Source organism: Proteus sp. fly-1067, assembly GCF_040139345.1.
GTDB classification, from domain to species: domain Bacteria; phylum Pseudomonadota; class Gammaproteobacteria; order Enterobacterales; family Enterobacteriaceae; genus Proteus; species Proteus vulgaris_B.
Window position 1 is genome coordinate 122,985 of sequence record NZ_JBEEUL010000003.1, and the last position, 23,022, is coordinate 146,006.

16 protein-coding genes are annotated in these 23,022 nt (G+C 36.7%); 9 read left to right on the top strand and 7 right to left on the bottom strand.

Annotation, left to right across the window (positions count from 1 at the left end; genetic code table 11):
• Positions 1-4: 4 nt before the first annotated feature.
• The 3 genes from aceE to ampD all read right to left on the bottom strand — a co-directional run bounded on the left by aceE (position 5) and on the right by ampD (position 4,473).
• Entirely contained in the window at positions 5-2,671 is a 2,667-nt protein-coding gene (gene aceE / locus ABN217_RS06840) for a pyruvate dehydrogenase (acetyl-transferring), homodimeric type (protein ID WP_072069248.1), read from the bottom strand.
• A gap of 163 nt (positions 2,672-2,834) precedes the next feature.
• On the bottom strand, positions 2,835-3,605 hold the full coding sequence (gene pdhR, locus ABN217_RS06845; protein WP_072069345.1) for a pyruvate dehydrogenase complex transcriptional repressor PdhR: 771 nt from the start codon (positions 3,603-3,605) through the stop codon (positions 2,835-2,837).
• Between the two features lie 325 nt (positions 3,606-3,930).
• Positions 3,931-4,473, bottom strand: a complete 543-nt coding sequence (gene ampD / locus ABN217_RS06850; protein ID WP_072069249.1) for a 1,6-anhydro-N-acetylmuramyl-L-alanine amidase AmpD — start codon at positions 4,471-4,473, stop codon at positions 3,931-3,933.
• A gap of 211 nt (positions 4,474-4,684) precedes the next feature.
• Between ampD and ppdD the strand changes: the two genes are divergently transcribed.
• The 6 genes from ppdD (at position 4,685) to yacG (ending at position 9,378) form a co-directional block, all read left to right on the top strand.
• The gene (ppdD, locus tag ABN217_RS06855) at positions 4,685-5,128 is read left to right on the top strand and encodes a prepilin peptidase-dependent pilin (RefSeq protein WP_196554020.1); all 444 of its coding nucleotides are present in this window, start codon (positions 4,685-4,687) and stop codon (positions 5,126-5,128) included.
• 84 nt (positions 5,129-5,212) lie between these two features.
• A complete protein-coding gene (locus tag ABN217_RS06860; RefSeq protein WP_231619266.1) occupies positions 5,213-6,313 on the top strand; it encodes an ATPase, T2SS/T4P/T4SS family in 1,101 nt (366 codons plus the stop codon).
• Positions 6,310-7,509, top strand: coding sequence for a type II secretion system F family protein (locus tag ABN217_RS06865; RefSeq protein ID WP_197268967.1), 1,200 nt, complete (start codon positions 6,310-6,312; stop codon positions 7,507-7,509). Before ABN217_RS06860 ends, ABN217_RS06865 begins: the two co-directional genes overlap by 4 nt.
• 233 nt (positions 7,510-7,742) lie before the next feature.
• A complete protein-coding gene (coaE, locus tag ABN217_RS06870) occupies positions 7,743-8,366 on the top strand; it encodes a dephospho-CoA kinase (protein ID WP_196554018.1) in 624 nt (207 codons plus the stop codon).
• Complete coding sequence (zapD, locus tag ABN217_RS06875) at positions 8,359-9,111, top strand: cell division protein ZapD (protein WP_072069254.1); 753 nt, start codon at positions 8,359-8,361, stop codon at positions 9,109-9,111. The genes coaE and zapD overlap by 8 nt, the downstream gene beginning before the upstream one ends.
• Before the next feature lie 54 nt (positions 9,112-9,165).
• Positions 9,166-9,378, top strand: a complete 213-nt coding sequence (gene yacG, locus ABN217_RS06880; protein WP_196554017.1) for a DNA gyrase inhibitor YacG — start codon at positions 9,166-9,168, stop codon at positions 9,376-9,378.
• A gap of 68 nt (positions 9,379-9,446) precedes the next feature.
• Here the strand turns inward: yacG and mutT are convergent, their stop codons facing one another.
• The 4 genes from mutT to tnaC all read right to left on the bottom strand — a co-directional run bounded on the left by mutT (position 9,447) and on the right by tnaC (position 12,901).
• Positions 9,447-9,848: an 8-oxo-dGTP diphosphatase MutT gene (gene mutT / locus ABN217_RS06885; protein WP_196554016.1), complete on the bottom strand. Its 402-nt coding sequence runs from the start codon at positions 9,846-9,848 to the stop codon at positions 9,447-9,449.
• Between the two features lie 106 nt (positions 9,849-9,954).
• Positions 9,955-11,205, bottom strand: coding sequence for an aromatic amino acid transporter (locus tag ABN217_RS06890; RefSeq protein ID WP_196554015.1), 1,251 nt, complete (start codon positions 11,203-11,205; stop codon positions 9,955-9,957).
• Positions 11,206-11,277: 72 nt separating this feature from the next.
• Entirely contained in the window at positions 11,278-12,681 is a 1,404-nt protein-coding gene (locus ABN217_RS06895) for a tryptophanase (protein WP_072069257.1), read from the bottom strand.
• Between the two features lie 115 nt (positions 12,682-12,796).
• The gene (gene tnaC, locus ABN217_RS20645; RefSeq protein ID WP_071788547.1) at positions 12,797-12,901 is read right to left on the bottom strand and encodes a tryptophanase leader peptide; all 105 of its coding nucleotides are present in this window, start codon (positions 12,899-12,901) and stop codon (positions 12,797-12,799) included.
• A gap of 827 nt (positions 12,902-13,728) precedes the next feature.
• On the opposite strand from tnaC, the gene ABN217_RS06900 reads away from it, so the two are divergent.
• From ABN217_RS06900 to ABN217_RS06910, 3 genes are all read left to right on the top strand, one after another.
• Positions 13,729-15,414: a ShlB/FhaC/HecB family hemolysin secretion/activation protein gene (locus tag ABN217_RS06900; RefSeq protein WP_197268965.1), complete on the top strand. Its 1,686-nt coding sequence runs from the start codon at positions 13,729-13,731 to the stop codon at positions 15,412-15,414.
• 33 nt (positions 15,415-15,447) lie between these two features.
• Positions 15,448-20,181 carry a calcium-independent hemolysin HpmA gene (gene hpmA, locus ABN217_RS06905; protein WP_349459245.1) on the top strand — a complete coding sequence of 1,578 codons (4,734 nt, stop codon included), beginning with the start codon at positions 15,448-15,450 and terminating at the stop codon, positions 20,179-20,181.
• Positions 20,182-20,458: 277 nt separating this feature from the next.
• Positions 20,459-22,948: a heavy metal translocating P-type ATPase gene (locus ABN217_RS06910; protein WP_196554011.1), complete on the top strand. Its 2,490-nt coding sequence runs from the start codon at positions 20,459-20,461 to the stop codon at positions 22,946-22,948.
• The last annotated feature ends 74 nt before the right edge of the window (positions 22,949-23,022 follow it).

The following is a 23,022-nucleotide window of genomic DNA, read 5'->3' on the forward strand; positions in this document are numbered from 1 at the left end:
CCTCTTACGCCAGACGTGGGTTTACTTTTTCAGGGTTGATGTTGTATTTATTGATTGCTTCTTCAACAATCTTCACATCAATCTCACCACGTTTAGCTAATTCACCTAATGCAGCAACAATCACATAAGAAGTATCAACTTCGAAGTGGTGACGCAGGTTTTCACGGCTATCAGAACGACCGAAACCATCTGTACCTAATACGCGGTAATCATCTGCTGGTACATATGTACGAACTTGTTCAGCGAACAATTTCATATAATCAGTAGAGGCTACAGCTGGTGCATCATTCATAATCTGAGCGATGTAAGGTACACGCGGTGCTTCAGATGGGTGTAGCATGTTCCAACGTTCACAATCTTGACCATCACGAGCCAGTTCAGTGAATGAAGTTACGCTATAAACATCAGAACCAATACCGTATTCAGTAGACAGGATTTGTGCTGCTTCACGTACATGACGCAAAATAGAACCTGAACCCAGTAATTGAACTTTACCTTTCGCACCTTCCAGTGATTCCAGTTTGTAGATACCTTTACGGATACCTTCTTCAACACCGGCTGGCATTGCTGGCATATGGTAGTTTTCGTTGAGTGTAGTGATGTAGTAATAAACGTTTTCTTGTTTATCACCATACATACGTTCTAAACCGTCTTGCATGATAACAGCAACTTCATAAGCGAAGGCTGGATCATAAGAGATACAGTTAGGGATAGTCAGCGATTGAATATGGCTATGACCATCTTCGTGTTGTAGACCTTCACCATTAAGTGTTGTACGGCCAGAAGTACCACCCACTAAGAAGCCACGAGCTTGTTGGTCACCTGCAGCCCAGCATAGGTCGCCAATACGTTGGAAACCAAACATTGAGTAGTAGATATAGAATGGGATCATTGGCAAATTGTTAGTGCTGTAAGATGTTGCAGCTGCTAACCAAGATGCGCCAGCACCCAGTTCGTTGATACCTTCTTGCAGAATTTGACCTTTAACGTCTTCTTTATAGTAAGCAACTTGCTCACGATCTTGAGGCGTATATTGCTGACCATTCGGGCTGTAAATACCGATTTGACGGAACAGACCTTCCATACCGAAAGTACGTGCTTCGTCAGCAATAATTGGAACTAAACGATCTTTGATAGATTTGTTTTTCAACATTACATTCAGTGCTCGAACGAATGCGATAGTTGTAGAAATCTCTTTAGATTGTTCTTCCAGTAATTGGCTGAAATCTTCCAGTGTCGGAATATCCAGTTTTTCTTCAAAACGAGGACGACGTGCTGGCAGGTAACCACCTAAATCCTGACGACGTGCGTGCAGGTATTTATATTCTTCTGACTCTTTGTCAAAAGTAATATAAGGAAGGTCTTTAATTTGCTCATCAGCAACTGGAATATTGAAACGATCACGGAAATGGTGAACGCCATCCATATTCATTTTTTTAACTTGGTGAGCAATATTTTTACCTTCTGCTGTTTCACCCATACCATAGCCTTTAATGGTTTGAGCTAAAATAACAGTTGGTTTGTTTTGAGTGTCTTTTGCTTTTTGGAATGCAGCAAAAACTTTCTTCGGATCGTGACCACCACGGTTTAATGCCCAGATTTCATCATCAGTCATATCTTTAACTAATGCAGCAGTTTCTGGGTAACGATTGAAGAAGTGCTCACGAACATAAGCGCCATCACGAGATTTAAATGTCTGGTAATCACCATCCAGAGTTTCATTCATTAATTGAATGAGTTTGCCAGAGGTGTCTTTACGCAGAAGCTCATCCCAACGATCGCCCCACATTACTTTGATAACGTTCCAGCCAGCACCTGCAAAGATACCTTCTAATTCGTTAACAATTTTGCCGTTACCTGTAACTGGGCCATCAAGACGTTGTAAGTTACAGTTAACAACGAAGCACAGGTTATCTAATTTTTCGCGAACTGCGATGGTGATTGCACCTTTAGATTCTGGTTCGTCCATTTCGCCATCGCCTAAGAACGCATAAACAGTTTGTTTAGTCGTATCTTTTAAGCCACGGTGATTTAAATATTTCAGGAATTTAGCTTGATAAATTGCAGATAGAGGCCCCAGACCCATAGAAACAGTTGGGAACTGCCAGAATTCAGGCATTAATTTAGGGTGAGGATAAGAAGATAAACCTTTACCACCAATTTCTTGACGGAAATTATTTAATTGTTCTTCTGTTAAACGACCTTCTAAGAATGCGCGAGCATAGATACCTGGGGAGATATGTCCTTGGAAGTAAACTAAATCGCCGCCATCAGTTTCATTTTGAGCACGGAAGAAGTGGTTAAAACACACTTCATATAACGTTGCAGAAGATTGGAATGACGCCATGTGTCCGCCGAGTTCCAAATCTTTTTTGGATGCACGCAGAACCATCATTACTGCGTTCCAGCGAATAGCAGAACGAATACGACGCTCTAATTCCAGATTGCCAGGGTAAGCGGGTTCATCTTCAGCAGGAATGGTATTGATATAATCACTGTGTACAGAGCCGCCTAAAGCAATATTAAGACCGCCATTACGCGCTTGTTTTAATACCTGATCAATCAGGAACTGTGCACGCTCAACACCTTCTTCACGGATGACCGAGTCGATCGCTTGTAACCAGTCGCGAGTTTCGATCGGATCCACGTCATTTTTCAGCATATCTGACATGGTGTATTCCTTATCTGTTATCTGTTTTTAATGGTTATGGGAGTCTATCTTCCCGTTATACCCATTTGATATGACGGGAAGATAGACCCTGCTGTTATTACCGCTATCCCTGAAAATCACAGGGAGATAGGTAGTACAGACTCAGCGGTCAGGATCTGTGCTACTAAAATAAATCAGGGTGTTGTTGGAGCCGGCGCAAAGAGCGCTCACGGCGAGTATGTTCACGACTCATATCCAACAAAACATCTTCAATAAAGGCTAAGTGGCGATGTGAAGCTTCACGCGCTACCTCTGGCTCTCTATTAATAATAGCCTGATAAATCTGACTACGATGCTCACTTACGGCAGTTAACATCTCTTTACGAGTGTAAAGAAACTCAAAATTCTGGCGGATATTCTGCTCAAGCATAGGTACCATGCATCTTAATAAATGTAATAAAACAACATTATGAGCAGCTTCCGTGACAATTAATTGATATTGCAATACAGCTTCAGACTCAGCGACCAAATCACCCTTTTCATGGGCCTTCAAAATACAATCATGGCTTGCTTTGATACGAGCAAGATCTTCATCAGTACCGCGTAACGCTGCATAATAAGCAGCAATGCCTTCAAGGGCATGGCGCGTTTCTAAGAGATCAAATTGAGATTCGGGATGTCCGCTAAGCAGTTGAGCTAAAGGATCACTAAAACTTTGCCAGAGATTATGCTGAACAAATGTTCCACCACCTTGGCGACGAAGTAAAAAGCCTTTAGCTTCTAATTTTTGGATAGCTTCACGCAATGAAGGGCGAGATACATCAAATTGCTTCGCCAGCTCACGCTCAGGTAAGAGTTTCTCTCCTGGACGCAGAGTGCCTTCTAAAATCAGATGCTCAAGCTGTTGCTCAATGACATCAGAAAGCTTAGGTTGACGGATTTTTGTATAAGCCATATTGCTGGAAGCCATTATTGGATAACTATTACCTTTGTGATTGAGTTGTCAATTGGTAATACCAATTTAATATAACGGATAATAAAGTAACAAAGTATTCACTAACTGTCCATACAGTTGTTGAGCGAAATCATAAAAACCTGCAAATTTTAACAAATTATTTTAAAAATTCATCAAAAGTGATAACTGGATCGCATTATACTGAAACGTTAAAAATAAATTTTTTAACGTTTTTTAAACACATAAACAGTCAAACTGAAGCGTGACAGCAATAATAAAATGAATAAACATTTACTTTTATTGACTATTAACTCACGCAACCCTGTTATTTCGTTAACAAACTATGAAAATAGTCCCAATCAAAGTGAGGCCCTGGATCTGTTTTTCGATTTGGTGCAACATCACTATGCCCTGTTATGTTCTCTTTAATGGCAGGATAAAGCGTAATAAGTGATTGAGTTATCTTGGCTAATTGCTGATATTGGTTTAGTGTAAAATTACAATTATCAGTACCCTCAAGCTCTATACCAATAGAGAAATCATTGCACTTTTCTCTACCTTTATATAAAGATACGCCCGCATGCCATGCTCTATCTGTAAAAGGCACATATTGAACAATTTCACCATCACGCCGAATAAGGCAATGAGCAGATACTCTTAACCCGATTATTTCACTAAAAAAAGGATGATCTTGCTCTGATAATGTATTGGTAAATAACCTATCAATATAAGGCCCACCAAATTGACCTGGTGGCAAACTGATATTATGAACAATCAGTAAAGAGGGGACTTCTCCTTCAGGCCTTTTATCATGGTTTGGTGAAGGTACTTTTCTTGCATCAATAAGCCAACCTTGTTTAATTTCCACATCAACCCTCTTCTACTGTGTTTTAGCTATTATCAATAATTTTATTAACTAATATTCATCAATAAATGCGAACTTTCTCTCAATAATAAAGGTTAAATTTGTATAGCTCTGTTTTCTTTTCGATATTTTACTCAAATTTTATTTTATCTATTCGCCAATAAAGTCCTTTTTTTTCATACTTCTAGTGTCTATTAATCAAGGAGGACACTAGATGAACGCACTTAATTATCACTCATCCGAAAATGGCTTTACCCTTATGGAACTTATGATTGTCATAGCCATTATTTCTATTTTAAGCTCCGTCGCTATTCCTGCTTATCAAGGCTATATCCAAAAAGCGGCTTTAACCGATATTTTGCAAACGCTCTCCCCTTATCGTTCAGCTGTTGAATTATGTCGTTATGAAAATGAACTTCACCATTGCGATTCCGACTCAACATTTATGCCCCCACAATTTCGCAGTCGATACCTTTCTGAAGTATCTGTATTAAATGGTGTCATTAATGCAACTGGGAAAGCACAACTTGAAGGCCTAACCATTGTCATGTCTTTAGAAAAAAGTGCGGGTGATTATCTTCCCATATGGAGGACACTATGCTCTGCCGCTAATACTACGTTACAAAAGCAATGTACTGAAATATTCAAATCATATTAATGCATTATGGATATTGGGGAACATTCGTATTGAATGTTCCTATATTAAAACAACACAAATAAAACAAATATAAAAAGGTGAATAATGGATATTACACACTCAGCAACAGAATTTATTGAACATCTATTACGCCATAGCATTTTAATGCGTGTTTCTGATTTACATATTGAACCTCAACAATTCAACTTTAGAATTAGAGCCAGAATAGATAACCATTTATATTTATTTTCTCCACCTCCGAATGAATTCTCAGAAGAAATAGTGACACGTTTAAAGATATTGGCTAATTTAAATATTACAGAAAAACGATTACCTCAGGATGGACAATTTACTTGGTCTTATAATGAGAAAAATTATTCAATAAGAATAGCGACACTTCCCACTCTTTATGGTGAAAAAATCGTTTTACGCCTTATCAATAACCTCCAACAACCAGATTTAAACTATTTAGGATTTCAGCCATCTCATTTAACACTATTAAAAAAATATTTAACTTTACCGCAAGGTATGATTTTAGTCACAGGCCCAACAGGTAGTGGAAAAACACTAACTTTATATAGTTGCTTACATTATTTAAATAAAGATAACCGTAATATAAATAGTGTTGAAGATCCCATTGAATTACCATTAGAGGGTATTAATCAAATTCAGATTTGTGAAAAAGCAGGGATCACATTTACTACAATACTACGCGCATTATTACGTCAAGACCCTGATATTATAATGGTGGGTGAAATTCGAGATCCCTCCACTGCTGAAATGGCAATGAAAACAGCACAAACAGGACATCTTGTTTTATCCACATTGCACACTAATTCCACAAATACCACCTTAATGCGCCTACACAATTTAGGTATTGCAAAAGATCTTATTCACTCTTGTATTAGCTTAATTATTTCACAGCGATTAGTGCGCTGTTTATGCTCGCATTGTAAAACCTGCTTACCCAATAAAAAACAGATTAATATTAATGAAGAAATCATTGAATTGCCGAACTGGCAAGCAATAGGTTGCCAACAATGTAGTTCCGGTTATAAAGGAAGAACGGCAATCTATGACTGTTTTGAACCAACAAAACAAGCACATGCATCTCCCTATAATTTACTCCATTCAGGTATTTTATTAATTAAACAAGGAATAACAACACTTGAAGAGGTTTATCAAACTCTGGGAGATATTGAATGAGATTACAGCAAGTTTATCGTTACGTTGCACTAAGTTATCAAGGCGAATGGTGTTCAGGAAACATTCTCGCATCATCAAATAATGATGTCTTTATTAAATTAATACAGCAACAAAAAATCCCCATAAAAATACGTTTATACAAAATCATGATATTTCAAGAAAGTGATAAAAAATATCGTATTCAATTACTTGAACAACTCGCATTATTACTTCACTCAGGTTTAGCTCTTTTACCTGCTTTAACGTTATTAAAAAATGAATGTCGTTATACTCATTGGCAATGTGTATTAGATGATATTATTTTTAACTTAATGCAAGGTGGCACATTATCAAAACAGTTAAGCCGTTATCCCGTTTATTTTCCACTTTCATTAGTGCGCTTTATTTTTATTGGTGAAGAAAGCGGAAAATTAAATGAAGTCATAACACTTCAAATAACACAATTAAAAAAACAACAAGAAATAGTTAATAAGATTAAAAAATCTTTTAAATACCCACTTTTTTTATTGGCTATTCTATTTTCTATTACCAGTATTATGTTGTTATACGTTTTACCTGAATATCAATCCTTATACAGTGCCTTTAATACCGAGCTTCCTGATTTAACTTTAGCATTAATTGCTTTCTCCCAATGGTTTTCTAACTATATTTTTATAATACTTATTTTCTTCATTGGGCTAATATTGCTTTATCATTTTATTCGCCATTACTCGCCGTTATTTTATTATTATGAACAAACTATTTTCCTTCACCTACCTTATTTCGGCACGCTATTAAAACACCATCAACTCTATCTTATTTTTCAAATAATAAGTATTACACAACAAGCTGGATTACCATTATTACAAGGCTTAACGATTATTATAGAACAACTTACACATCCTATTTATAAACGTCAGCTATTACAAATGAGTGAACACATTACGCAAGGAAAATCATTAAGTTTATTTATGAAAAATGCATCTTACTTTCCTCCTATTTGCCACCAATTTATCATTTGTGCAGAAAACTCAGGACAGTTACTCTATTTTTGTCAGCAATTAAGTGATTGGTTTTATCATCAGCTTGAAGAACAATTAAATACTATCAGTACATGGTTAGAGCCGCTGTTAATGGCGATAATTGCATCGATTATTGGTACATTAATTATGGCTATGTATCTTCCTATATTACAGTTAGGTGATACTATACAATGAATCACAAATTTTATGAGTAATATGCTATTGTGATCTTTCTCGCTAAGTAATTGATTGATGATAATTCTATTACTGATTATGAGGTAGGATGTTAGGGTAGCAGAAAATCACCTATCATAATAACCGAATAAAACCTAAATATTGCGGTTATTATCTTGTGATAAAAACAAAATTAGGCTTTAGAATATCCAAACTAATAGCAAATTTTAATTCATTAAAAATAGATAAACACAATGGCTTATACGGTTGCTCTTACAGGCGGAATAGGTAGTGGTAAAACCACTATTGCTAATGCTTTTGCCTCATTAGGTGTACCTCTTGTTGATGCTGATGTTATTGCTCGATTAGTGGTAGAACCTCATTCCTTTGGGCTAAATGCGTTACATCAACATTTTGGTGACAGCATTTTATTGCCTGATGGTTCATTAAACCGAGCTCAGCTACGCCAGATTATTTTTCAACATGATGAAGAAAAAAACTGGGTCAATAATCTTCTTCACCCCCTGATACAGCAAGAGACTCAAAGACAAATACAACAAATTAAAACCCCTTATTTTATTTGGGTTGTTCCTTTATTAATTGAAAATAAATTAACTCACTTAGCCTCTCGTGTTCTTGTCGTTGATGTTACACAAGAAGAACAAATAGCAAGAACAATGAAACGAGATGGCGTAAGCCGAGAACAAGTGCTCAATATTTTAAAGGCACAAGCTCAAAGACAAGAACGATTAGCCGCCGCTGATGATATTATTGAAAATCACGATAATAGCCAAAATATAATTGGCAAAGTTAAGCAACTCCATCAGCATTACTTAGAATTAGCTCAACAAGCGTTACAGGACAACAGCCATGAGTGATGACATCACAACTATCATCTTCGAACATCCCCTAAATGAAAAAATGCGTTCATGGCTTAGAATTGAAAACTCATTAATTCAAATTAATAGTTTTCGTACAATCGATTCGTTACCCACCGCACTCTCTTTTTTCCGCGCGATATCAGAATTTATTGAAGTGCTTGATCGTGGTGAAATTCGTGCTGAATTACTCAAAGAATTAGAAAAAAGACAAAAAAAATTACAACAATGGCTATCATTCCCTAATGTTGATAAAGAAATTGTCACACAAATTATTAATGAACTAGCCGAAAATGCATCGGTATTAAGTCAAGCTCCGCGAATTGGGCAGCATTTAAAACAAGATAAAGTAATAAGTTTAGTCAAACAGCGCCTAAGTATCCCAGGAGGATGCTGTAATTTTGATGTACCTGCATTGCATTTATGGTTAAGTTTGCCTCAAACCATCCGTGATGAAAGATTACAAAACTGGATGACAGGCTTGTTACCATTACAAAATGCATTGAATAGCTTACTAACGCTTATTCGCCAATCAGATACTTTTAAACCCGCGTTAAGTCATCGTGGTTTTTACCAAGATAGTGCTGAAGAAGGTGAACTACTACGTCTTAAAATCGCCATTGACCACCAGATCTACCCTCAAGTATCTGGCCATAAAAATCGTTACGCGATCCGATTCTTACCACTTGATAGTGAAAATGGAACAATACCGCTAGAACTACCCTTTGAGATTGCTTGTTGCTAACATTGTGTTGATCACCATGAACACCTATCGCGCCAATGAAATCTAGGAGAGATAATGAGCGAAGAATTAATTGTGAAATGTCCAACCTGCCAAACAGAAGTTATTTGGAATGAAAGTAGCCCTTATCGCCCTTTTTGTAGCAAACGTTGCCAACTTATTGATTTAGGTGAATGGGCTGACGAATCAAAACGTATTCCAAGCCAAAGCGATATTAATGACAGTGACGACTGGAGTGAATCTCCACAACCTGAGATTAAAGATTTTTAATATTCCGATTAAGAATATAAAAAATAGCCACTCATTGGAGTGGCTATTTTATTTATTACTATATTCGTTTATCTACTTTTATTTTGTAACAATGCCACAATTGTGCGGTTAGCCGGTGGAAAATCATCAGCATTTAATGATGCGATAGAAGTCCATTTTGAATCTTGCCCTTCTTTACCGTATGGCTCATTATCCCATTGAGTTACTAAGAAAAAAGATAATGTAATATGTCTATCTGGAAAATCATGCTCTACCGTTTCAAAAAGCGAGCACTGGGTTACATCAATACCAATTTCCTCTTGTAACTCACGCACTAATGCCTGCTCAGGAGTTTCTTCATCTTCTAATTTCCCTCCCGGAAATTCCCAAAATCCCCCCATATGTGATTTTAGGGGGCGTTGGGTGATAAAGACATTATTGTTTTGATCACAAATAATACCCGCAGCAATATGTAGCTTTTTTTTATCCATTATAGACAACCTATTGAATAGTCCAGTTATTATAACAACTTAACGTTATTATAACGTATATCCAATGGCGCTACTCTGGTTTTCTTTCCTTGATTATATCGATTAATTAACGATAAATAGGCAAGAAACCAAGCTGTGCTAATGTTTGGCAAATAATGCCTACAGCACCAAAAGCGATAACAGAATAAATTAACCCTTTACCGCCCCACACTTTAAAACCTGAGTTGGGAAATTTTTCTCGCGCTTTCAGTGCCATAACTGCAGGACAAATAATTGCCCAGACACAAGCCGCCGTACCTGCATACGCAATTGCAATTAAAAAACCATTAGGGAAAAGCAAACAGAGCAATAAAGGTGGTGTGAAACATAAAACACCCGACTTTAAGCGTCCGGTTTTGTTATCTTCAAATTTTAGTGATGCTAAAATATAGTCAAACAAACCAATCGCTACCCCTAAGAATGAACAGAATACGGCACTAATTGAGAACCATAATAAAAAACCTTCAATATATTTACTATTCAAGACGGTATATAACGAATCAATAAAGGCATCTAAGTTACCGCCTTTTTGAATAATGGTAATAAATTGTTCACGGGGTAGATTCCCCATAGTACCAATCATCCAAAGTAAATAAATGGCTAGTGCTAAAACACAACCAATCACACAACTCTTAACAACCTTTCTTTCATTTTCATGATAAAGCTTATAAAGACTACAAACATTTCCATGATATCCAAATGAAGTTATCGCATAAGGAATAATGATAAAAATAAATGGATAAAGATATAACTGGCTTTTCCCTTCAAAAGTTGCGCTAAATAATAAGTCGCCACTTGCTTTAAAAAACAATCCAGAAAAAGCCAATACAAATAGAACAATTTTAATGAATAAAAAAATGGAAGTTAAGCGACTCGCACAAGCGCCTCCCCACCATATTGTTGCTCCAAGCACGATAGTAAATACAAAAAATATTGCTCTCAGGTTTAGATTAATGCCATATAATGATGACGCCTCATAAATAATCGAACCCGCAGCAGAAATATAAGCATAAATTAATATATATAATACAAATATTAAAGATGCATTAGCAAGATAACAGGCCCATTTTGGCAATAACTCTTTTGATATATGAAAGTAGTTTGTTCCCGCCCCATATTTTGAAATACATTCAAGAATATATATTCCTGAGTGAAACATAAAAAAACAAACAATAAACAATATAAAGAGTGAGTTAATAAACCAAGCGCCAGACATTATTGTTGGGAGGCTAAACATTCCCGCACCGATCATAGCGCCGCCCAACACAAATCCCCCTACAATAATTGAGGGTTCTTTATTTACCGACTTATTTTCCATTTTTTAGTCCTTACTGAAATAAGGATAGGGCTCTCGCATTGCACGAGAGCCATTATTATTGTGGAGTATTATTTATTTGATAGGTTTTAATCTAGCAGTAAAGTGTCTTAATACAGGTGGTTCATATTCGAACTCAAGACCTTTAAGCGTTGCAAACTTCTCTTTTAAGCCAATAAGTGCATCAGCAATATAATCCATATGGTCGTTAGTATAGACACGACGAGCAATGGTTAAACGCATAAACTCCATATCTGCATGTTTTTGTTCACCTGTTGCAGGGTCACGACCCAATAAGAATGAGCCAATTTCAACTGCACGAACACCAGATTCTAAATAAAGGGCATTAATGACCGCTTGAGCAGGGAATTGGTCACCAGGGATATGCGGTACTAGCTTTTTACAGTCAACGAAAACAGCATGTCCGCCAGTAGGATATTGAATTGGAATACCTGCTTCACGTAGACGATCACCCAAGTATTGTACCTGACCAATACGATAGTGCAGATATTCTTCCTCTGTACCCTCTTCTAAACCTTGTACCATAGCAGCCATATCACGACCCGCTAAACCACCATAGGTGACAAAACCTTCCATCGGTACACAACGCTGTCTCGCTAATGTAAAGACTTCTTCATTATCACGAATAGAGACTAAACCACCGATATTTAACAATGGATCTTTCTTCGCTGACATGGTTAATGCATCAGCATATTTATACATGTCTAAAATAATTTCTTTAATTGTGGCATTTTTATATTTCGGATCACGCTGTTTAATAAAATACGCATTTTCACAGTAACGAGCTGAATCCATCACAACAAAAATACCGTGTTGTTTGGCGATTTCATAAACTTCTTTTAAATTATCCATTGAAACAGGCTGACCACCAGCACTATTACAAGTTACAGTTGAAACAATCGCAACAACGTTATCAGCACCATGCTTAGCAATATTTTCTTTTAATTTAGCAATATCAAAATTGCCTTTCCAATCATCATAGGTTTCTGAATCAAATGCTTTTTCAGTAACAATATTAATTGCTTTACAGCCATTTAATTCGACGTGAGCTGCTGTTGTGTCAAAATGGAAGTTAGAAATGAAAACAGGATTTTTCGCTTTTCCATCTTTTTGTTTATATTTTAATAATACTGGGAAAAGAATATTTTCAGCACCACGACCTTGGTGAGCAGGAATAATATAATCGTAATTAAATAGCTCTTTGGCTTTGTCTTTTAAATCATAATAGTTTCTTGAACCGGCATAAGCTTCATCACCTGTTATCATCGCAGCCCATTGATGATCACTCATTGCGTTAGTACCAGAGTCTGTTAATAAATCTATATAAACGGCATGACTTGGTAATAAGAATGGGTTATAACCAGCTTCTTTTAATGCAGCTTCACGTTCTTCTCTTGAAGGAACACGGATTTTTTCTACCATTTTAATGCGGAATGGTTCTACAATTCTTTTAGCCATGATAATACCTTTAATATATATTAAATTATAAAGTTACGAATAAATAAAATAATCTTCCCATTTAAATTAAACGGAAAAAGAGTATTAAATTATTTTATATGGATATAAAAAAGGATTATTTTTCAGGAAAGAAGAAGGCGAGTTCAGAATCAATATTAAACCATTTCTTCAATCTGAAGAAACCTCTTAATATTATCAAAACATTAAATGATGAGAACATACTTTAACCCTTATAGTCAGGAAATAGTACAATTTACATGCTAATTTATATAACAGTTAAACACGATTAGTAATATAACAATAGTATATTTTGGATATTTATCACACTATTTATGACAAATAATATATTAACGTGATCACTATCACTTACTTCAAATTTTAATAAACTATTTTTTATAGTTTAAATTTTTATTGGCATCATTAAGTTGTAATACATGTATTCATATTACACTTTCATAATATTAAAATAAAATCCCAACAACCTTACTTTTAATCATGATTAATTATTTAACAATAAAAACATGATATCTTTACTTTTATAAATCCTATTTTATTCATTAAAATGAAATAATAATTCATGGAATTTTTATTTCATAATGCAACATTAATAAACTTAAAAATAACAAATGAAAAGTGATTACTTTAAATTACTTCATTTACTAGAACATCCTCTCATTATTTATAATCTCTTAAGAAAAAATAAAATTTTATTAATTAACACAGAAAAATCGATGTTAAGTTAAACAGAGAGAAAAATAACACGGTAGATTATAACCATGAAAATCAATACCATAGACAACATTCAATTAAATCATTTGTTTGATTAATTCTTTTGGTGATATCAATCATATTAGTTATGTCGATATTTTATATTGGAAGAAATAAAAATTTATCTTTATTTCGTCGATTTTAAATTTATTTTCATATTGAGAGTGCGTGGTGTTTATTATTTTTAAATTAAAGATAATATAAAAACATTAATTATTATCTTACTATTTTTAAGTCATATTATTTATATTTGAATTAATACCTTTATATTGAGGTAAAATGAGAAAAAAAGTTATTTTATTAACACTATTAAGTGGATTTTCAACCAGTGGATTAACAGCGAATGACGCCGGTTATTTAGGCTCGATGGGAGAATCGAGGCGCGCATTACAAGATAGCCAACGTGAAATAAATCAACTTATTGAACAAAATCGCTATCAACAACTTCAAGAAAATGCATTAGAGGTTTCACCTACCCCCACATTTATTACTGAATCAGAACATTGTTTGCCTATTAATGGTGTTTATGTTCAAGGAATTACCTTACTCAATGAAAAAGATCTTGATTCATTAACACCATTACCAGAGCAATGTATAAAAAGTGCTGACGTTAACCGATTAGTCAAAGAGTTAACTCAACGCTACCTTCAACATGGCTATATCACTGCTAGGATCCAATTTTTACGACCTAATGAAGAACAACAGCTTGGGTTATATGTTATTGAAGGCTTTATTGAAAAAATACAGGGCAGTGATCGAGGCGTTAACACAGCTTTACTTTTTCCTCATGTTGAAGGAGAACCGTTAAAACTGTCAAAGCTTGATCAGGGGCTTGATCAAGCGAACCGTTTACAATCCAATAAAGTCAAACTCGATATATTACCGGGTAGGCAATTAGGTGGCTCAATTATTCAGCTCACCAATCAGCGCCAAGCGCCTTGGCACTTGAATATTTCAAGTGATAACTATGGGCAAAAAAACTCAGGACGCTGGTTAGTTCGAACAAATGCAAGCTTAGACAGTCCCTTGGGGCTATCCGATTTTGTCAGCTTAAATGCTAGCATCACCACAGACAACCCAAATACACGTTTTAATCGTGCTTACACCCTACTCTATTCTTTACCTTATGGTGCATTGACATTCAGTACTTTTGGTAGCTATTCGGAGTACGAATTTCATCAATCATTACAGACACGTACAGTACGTTTATCCGGGAATACCACACAAATAGGTTTAAGGGGGGATTACGCTTTTTATCGTAGTCAAAAACAGATAGATACCTTAAACATGCAGGTAACACATAAACGAATACGTAACTATTTCAGCCAAATCCGCTTAGATTTAAGTAGCCCAGCACTCACTACCGTAGAGCTAGGCATCAACCATTTACACATTATTTCCAACGGCGTTGTGAGTGTGAATTTAAGTGCAGAAAAAGCCATTGGTTGGTTTGGTGCAGACGGATCACCTCATGTTGCTAATGGGAGTGGTAATGACTATCGCTTTACAAAAGTTAAGCTTTTTGCCAATTGGCAACATCGTTTTTCATTATCAGATCCTACATTTTTATTCAATAGCGCTTTCATTGGTCAATACAGCCCTGACACCTTACCCGGAGTTGAATGGCTCAGTTTAACTGATAAAAATGCAATCCGTGGTTTTGACCAAAGCACACTTTCTGGTGATAACGGAGGATATTTACGTAATACCCTTTCTTATCCTTATCGAATAAATACCTTTTCAATCACCCCTCGAATTGGCCTAGATGCAGGTCGTGTTCAACAACATGGCAACTATGAAGGATGGCGTAGTGGTTATGGACTAAGTTCAGGCTTAAATCTTCAATATCAAAAAGCACAATTCGATATCGAAGTCGCTAAGGGGCATTTGCTTTACAACCAAACGAATTCCAATAAAACCAAAGACCCTACTCAAGTGTTAGTTAGATTTTCATATTTATTTTGATTCACACTCATAGCAATAAACGGAGAAAACTCTATGAACTCAAAAAATTTCAAGCTCTCTCCTTCGGGTAGGCTTGCTGCATCTTTAGCGATTATTTTCGTATCATTAAATGCATATGCTGGCGGTATTGTTCCTGATTCGGGCACTCAAGGACCGAATGTTTCATCAGTCAATGGTGGTACTCAAGTCATTAATATCGTTACACCAAATAGTGAAGGTATTTCTCACAACCAATATCAAGATTTTAATGTAGGCAAACCTGGTGCAGTATTTAACAACGCCTTAGAAGCTGGGCAATCACAACTTGCTGGGCAATTAAATGCCAACAGTAATTTAAATGGGCAAGCCGCTTCTTTAATTTTAAATGAGGTTGTTAGTCGTAACCCATCATTCTTATTAGGTCAGCAAGAAGTCTTTGGTATTGCTGCGGAATATGTTTTATCTAACCCAAATGGCATTACTTGTGATGGTTGTGGTTTTATCAATACAAGCCGTTCTTCTTTAGTCGTGGGTAATCCACTATTTGAAAATGGTGAGTTAAAAGGATATAGCACACTTAATAACACCAATTTACTTTCTATTGGTAAAAACGGTTTATATGCTCCGGGTCTTTTAGATTTAATTGCACCACGTATTGATAGTAAAGGAAAAATAACTGCTGCTGAAATTTCAGCGTTAACAGGACAAAATACTTTCTCTCAACGTTTTGATATTCTTTCATCCCAAAAACCAACTTCTGCACTAGATAGCTATTTCTTCGGAAGCATGCAATCTGGTCGTATTCGTATTATTAATACCGCAGAAGGAAGTGGTGTTAAGTTAACAGGTAAATTCGTTTCTGATAATGAATTAAGCGTAAAAGCTGATAATATTCAAACGGATAGTCAGGTTCGTTACGATAATTTCGACAAAGATGGCAGTGAAAACTACCAAAATTACCGTGGTGGTATCGCAGTTAATAACAGTGGTTCAAGCCAAACTCTGACAAAAACAGAGTTAAAAGGTAAAAACATCACATTAATTGCTGATAATAAAAACCAAATCAAAGCCTCTGATTTAATGGGTGATGATATTTTATTACAAGGCGCTCATTTAACTGTTGATGGCAAACAGCTACAACAAAAAGAGACTGATACCGACAATCGCTGGTTCTATTCTTGGCAGTATGATGTCACTAAAGAAAAAGAATTGGTACAACAAGCTGGTAGCCATATTGATGCTAAGAACAATGCCACACTAACTGCAACTCAAGGTGATGTCACTCTTGAAGGTGCAAAAGTTAATGCAGGTAACACTCTGGCAATTAATGCTAATAAAGATATTAATATCAATGGATTAGTTGAAAAAGAAAATCGCAGTGAAAATGGTTATAAACGTAACCACACTTCTCGTCTAGAGACAGGTAGTTGGAGCAATAGCCATCAAACAGAAACCTTAAAAGCCAGCGAACTGACCGCAGGTAAAACGCTAGGCTTAAATGCTGAAGGCTCAGTTACCGCTCAAGGTGCAAAATTACATTCTAATGAGAATGTTGTCGTTAATGCTAAAGAGAACATCAATCTTAATGTTCAAAAGACTAACAATGATAAAACAGTAACCGACAATCATGTTGTTTGGGGTGGTATCGGCGGTGGTAATAATAAGAATAATAACAACAAACAAGAAGTCAGCCATTCAACACAATTAACGGCTGACGGACAACTGTTACTTGCAGCAGATAACAGTGTCAAAGTCACAGGTAGTCAAGTAAAGGGCAATCAAGGTGCCTTTGTTAAAACGACTCAAGGTGATGTTATTATTGATAATGCGATTAGCGAAACCATCACTAAAACAGATGAACGTACAGGTACTGCATTTAACATCACTAAAAACTCCCACAAGAATGAAACTAACCAACAGCATTCAACCGGTAGTGAATTAGTTTCTGATGCAGAATTAACTGTGGTCAGTGGCAAAGATGTTAATGTAATTGGTAGCTTAATTAAAAGTGCCGATGAATTAGGTATTGAGTCTTTAGGTGACATCAACGTTAAATCTGCACAGCAAATCACAAAAATCAATGATGAAAAAACATCATTAGAGATCACCGGTCATGCTAAAGAAGTTGAAGACAAGCAATATAGCGCAGGTTTTCATATCACTCATACATCCAATAAAAACAACAGCACTGAAACTGAACAAGTAGGATCTACTATTAGTGGTGGCAGTGTTAAAGTTCAAGCAGATAAAGATGTTACTTTTGCAGGCTCTGATTTAAAAACAACTGCAGGTAATGCCACTGTTTCTGGTGACAATATTGCTTTTGTTTCAACAGAAAACAAAAAAGAAACAGACAGTACAGATAGAACCATTTCAGGTGGTTTTAGCTACACTGGTGGTGTTGATAAAATCGGTAGTAAAGCTGATTTCCAATATGATAAACAGCATACAACAACTGAGATCACCAAAAATAAAGGTAGCGAAACTCAAGTTGCAGGTGATTTAACCATTACTGCAAATAATGATGTGACGCATCAAGGCGCATCACACAAAGTTGACGGTGTGTATAAAGAATCAGGTGAAAATATCAATCACCTTGCTGTAAATGACAGTGCAACATCTAAAACAGATACCTTAAATATCGGTGTCGATGTAGGTGTTAATCTTGATTACAGTGGTGTTACTCAACCAATTAAAAAAGCGGTTGAAGATGGCATTGATACAGCTAAACCCGGTAATAATACCGACTTAGATAAAAAAATTACCTTTAAAGATGCCATTGGTAATCTTGCTAACTTAAGTAACTTAGAAGCACCTAATGTCGGTGTTGAAGTCGGTATTAAAGGTGGTGGTAGTCAAAAATCACAAAACGATAGCCAAGCGGTTTCAACATCAATTACTGCGGGTAAAATTAATACTGACAGCAATAAAACGTTACATGATCAAGGAACTCATTATCAATCTACCCAAGGTGATATTGCACTAACGGCTAACACTCACACCAGTGAAGCGACACAAAATAAACATCAAGAGTCCTTCCACGAAACAACGGGAGGAGGTCAAGTTGGCGTCAGCACAAAAACTGGCAACGACATTACCGTAGCGATTAAAGGTGAAGGTAAAACCTCTGACACAAGCCTAACCACAACGAAAGCTGATGGTAGCCAGTTTAACTCTGCTGGCAATATCAATATTAATGTACGCGAAGATGCACATTATGAAGGCACTAAGTTTGATGCTCAAGATGGCAAAACTGTTATTAATGCTAGCGGTGATTTAACGCTTGCACAAGCAACAGATACTCATTCTGAAAGTCAACATAACGTGAATGGTAGTGCAAACCTGAAAGTAGGTACAACACCAGACAGTAAAGATTACGGTGGTGGCTTTAATGCAGGTGGTGCTAATCATCAAAAAGATCAGACAACAGCGAAAGCAGGTTCAGTAAATGGCTCTCAGGGTATTGAGTTAAATTCAGGTCATAATCTGACTTTACAAGGTACTCATTTAACCAGCGAAAATGATGTTGCTCTGACTGCAACTAACAAAGTTGATTTCCAAGCTACCGAATCTCAACGTACTGAAACAGGTAAGAACTTATCTGGTGGATTACAAGCAGGATTTGGCCAAAAAATGGAAGAAAAATCGTCTTCTGTCAATGGATTAGGTGGCGCTGAATTTGCTATTGGTAAGCAAGATGAAAAAACCGTCTCGCGTGAAGGTGGCACAATCGCTAACCAAGGTAATTTAACTGTTAATGGTAGTTCAGTTAGTCTTCAAGGCACTAAAGTTAATAGCAAAGATACACAATTAACGTCTCAATCTGGAGATACGACACTCACATCAGCACAATCAACTGATTACAAAAACAATTGGGGTACTGATATTTCTTTAAATGGTAAACAAACCAATACCACGCCAAAAGAAGTGACAGAAGAAAATCCAGCCACCTCAATCCATGATATTGGTGGCAAAGTTTTAGTAAACGTTGAAGATCAACAAAAATCTACTCACCAAAATGCCTCCGTAGAAACAGGCACATTAACTGTAAATAGCGATAAAAACCTCGCTCTTTCTGGTGCAAATGTTTCTGCAGATAATGTAACGGGCAATATTGGTGGTGACTTTACAGTGACTAGCCAAAAAGATAGCAACCGTCATGTTAATGTTGATGTAAATGTGGGTTACAACCACAACAATGATCCTAAATCTAGCCAAGTTGATAAAACAGCAAAAGCTGGTGGATCCTTGTTAGAAAATACGATCAAAGAAACTATTGATTCAGGAATTAAATCTGCAACAGATGTTATTTCTGATAAATACAATTCTCTTTCTTCCACTATTGCAGATAAAACCGGTATCAGTGGTGAGACAAAAGAAAAAATTGATAAAGGTGTTGGTACAATAGGTAACAGTATCAAAAATATCGTTACTGGCGCAGAAGGTCATACCGCTAATGCCGATATCAAAGTTTCTCATATTGATAATGATGCAGTTGCCCAAACTTCAACCTTAACAAGCAAAAATGACATTTCATTAAATGTAAGTGGCACAACTAAACTTACAGGTGCTGAAGTGAAAAGCGAGCAAGGACAAGTTGATTTAGGTGGTAGCAACGTTCAATTAAATAATATTGAAGGCCATCATTATGAAGCGGGTGCAGATCTTGATCTTAAATCATCAGCCGTTGATTTAGTGAAACAACTTGCAGGTGGTGACTTATCATTAAAATCCCCCGTTAAAGTCAATGAGACTGTAAACACAAAATCATCTATTTCTGAAAAGTAATAGATACCTGATAAAAGAGTAATGCCTATTCTTTTGTAAGCCAACCCCGCTTGTTATTACAATAAGCGGGGTTTTTATCTCTCTGCATTTTAGCCCTTTCTCCCCCTATAAAATTGCATTTTCTAATATTCCAAAAGTCTTTGAAAACATAATTATTTGAATTAAAAATAAAATATTGTTCAAAACTGTAAAAAACAAATTAACATACAACCCTTGACCTTCCCCTAATGGTAAAGCCTAAGCTTTATTTCATACCATATTTAAGAGGGGAATTTTAATGAATACGAAGACAACGTTATCCTCTGCCAATCGGCTGAGCTTACCTGTGGAAGGCATGACATGTGCTTCATGTGTTGGTCGTGTTGAACGAGCATTAAAAGCGGTGCCTGAAATACAAGATGCCGTTGTGAATCTAGCCACTGAACGTGCTGATATCACATTTACTAACACGCCAAATCCTATCATTGCCGTTACTGCCATTGAGCATTCTGGTTATAAAGTACCAGAAGAAATTACCGAATTGGCGATTGAAGAAATGACCTGCGCTTCTTGTGTTGGTCGTGTTGAAAAAGCATTATCGCAAGTTTCTGGTGTATTAGAAGCCACCGTTAATCTTGCCACAGAGCGTGCTCGTGTACGTCATTTATCTGGTGTAGTATCTATCACTGATTTAGAAGCCGCTGTTGTACATGCTGGATATAAACCACGTCGTTTATCAGATAATCGAGATAATATTCGTGATATCAGTGAGGAGCGTCGCCAAAAAGAAGAGCGCTCATTACGTCGTGCATTACTTATTGCCACAATATTCACCCTACCCGTTTTTATCATTGAAATGGGATCGCATTTTATTCCTGGTGTACATGGTTGGGTGACACAAATACTTGGCCAACAATTAAATTGGTATATTCAATTTATCCTTGCCACCATTGTTATGTTTGGCCCCGGCTTACGCTTTTTCCAAAAAGGAATACCTGCATTATTACGTGGTGCTCCAGATATGAACTCATTGGTATCTGTCGGTACAGCAGCCGCTTACGGATATTCTGTGGTATCAACCTTTATTCCTCAAGTTTTACCCGCAGGTACAGCAAATATCTATTTTGAAGCAGCCGTAGTCATTGTGACCTTGATCTTATTAGGTCGTACACTTGAGGCTAAAGCAAAAGGAAATACTTCCCAAGCAATTAAACGTTTAGTGGGTCTACAAGCAAAAACAGCGCGTGTATCTCGTAACAATCAAACCTTAGAAATTCCACTCGATCAGGTTGTAATGGGTGATATCGTTTTTGTCCGCCCCGGAGAAAAAATACCCGTTGATGGTGAAATTGTTGAAGGTAATTCTTACGTTGATGAAAGCATGATAACTGGTGAACCCATTCCTGTATCGAAAGAGATTGGCTCTGACGTTGTTGGTGGCACGATTAATAAAACAGGTGCTTTTAGTTTTAAAGTAACCAAAGTTGGCTCAAATACTGTTTTGGCTCAAATTATTCGCTTAGTGGAAGAAGCACAAGGTTCTAAACTTCCTATTCAAGCACTTGTCGATAAAGTCACTATGTGGTTTGTGCCTGCAGTGATGTTAATTGCCACAATTACATTCTTTATTTGGTTAGCTTTTGGCCCAGAGCCTGCATTAACTTTCGCGCTAATTAATGCCGTTGCTGTATTAATTATTGCCTGTCCATGCGCAATGGGCTTAGCAACCCCCACATCCATTATGGTTGGGACAGGTCGGGCGGCTGAAATGGGTATTCTTTTCCGTAAAGGTGAAGCCTTACAAGCCTTACGTGATGTCAATGTTGTCGCACTTGATAAAACAGGCACATTAACCAAAGGCAAACCTGAGTTGACAGATTTAATTCCAGCTGAAGGTTTTGAATATAACGAAGTCTTAAGTTTGGTCGCAGCAATTGAAACATATTCCGAACATCCAATAGCAGAAGCGATTGTAAATGCAGCTAAAGAGGCTGAGTTAACACTCAAAACAGTTGAAAACTTTGAAGCAGTACCTGGCTTTGGTGTCAGTGCAAAAGTGGGAGGAAGAACGGTATCTGTAGGGGCTGATCGTTTTATGAAGCAACTTGGATTAGATGTCAGTCACTTTATTTCATCAGCCCAAAAGTTAGGTGAACAAGGTAAAAGCCCGCTGTATACAGCGATTGATGGGCGCCTTGCTGCAATTATTGCCGTTGCCGACCCAATCAAAGAGACAACGCCAGAAGCCATTAAAGCCTTACATGACTTAGGCCTTAGAGTCGCAATGATCACCGGTGATAATAAAGCAACAGCAATAGCGATTGCAAAACAGTTAGATATTGATGAGATAGCCGCTGAAGTGCTTCCTGATGGAAAAGTGGAAGCATTAAAACAATTTAGTCTTAAAGGTGCCAAAGTTGCTTTTGTTGGTGATGGTATCAATGATGCTCCTGCTCTAGCACAAGCTGACGTTGGATTGGCAATTGGCACAGGAACCGATGTTGCCATTGAAGCTGCTGATGTGGTGCTAATGTCTGGTGATTTACGAGGTGTAGTTGATGCCATTGCCTTAAGCCAAGCAACCATTCGTAATATCAAACAAAATTTATTCTGGGCATTTGCCTATAACGCATTATTAATTCCAGTAGCAGCAGGCATGCTTTACCCTATTAATGGCATGCTGCTTTCACCAATTATTGCTGCCGGTGCTATGGCACTTTCCAGTGTGTTTGTATTAGGTAACGCACTAAGACTAAAACGCTTTCAAGCACCAATAAAAAATCATTAATAGATAGATTATCTCTATAGCCAGACTCAATACGAGTCTGGCTCAATAATATAAAGCGACTATCCTTTACTTAT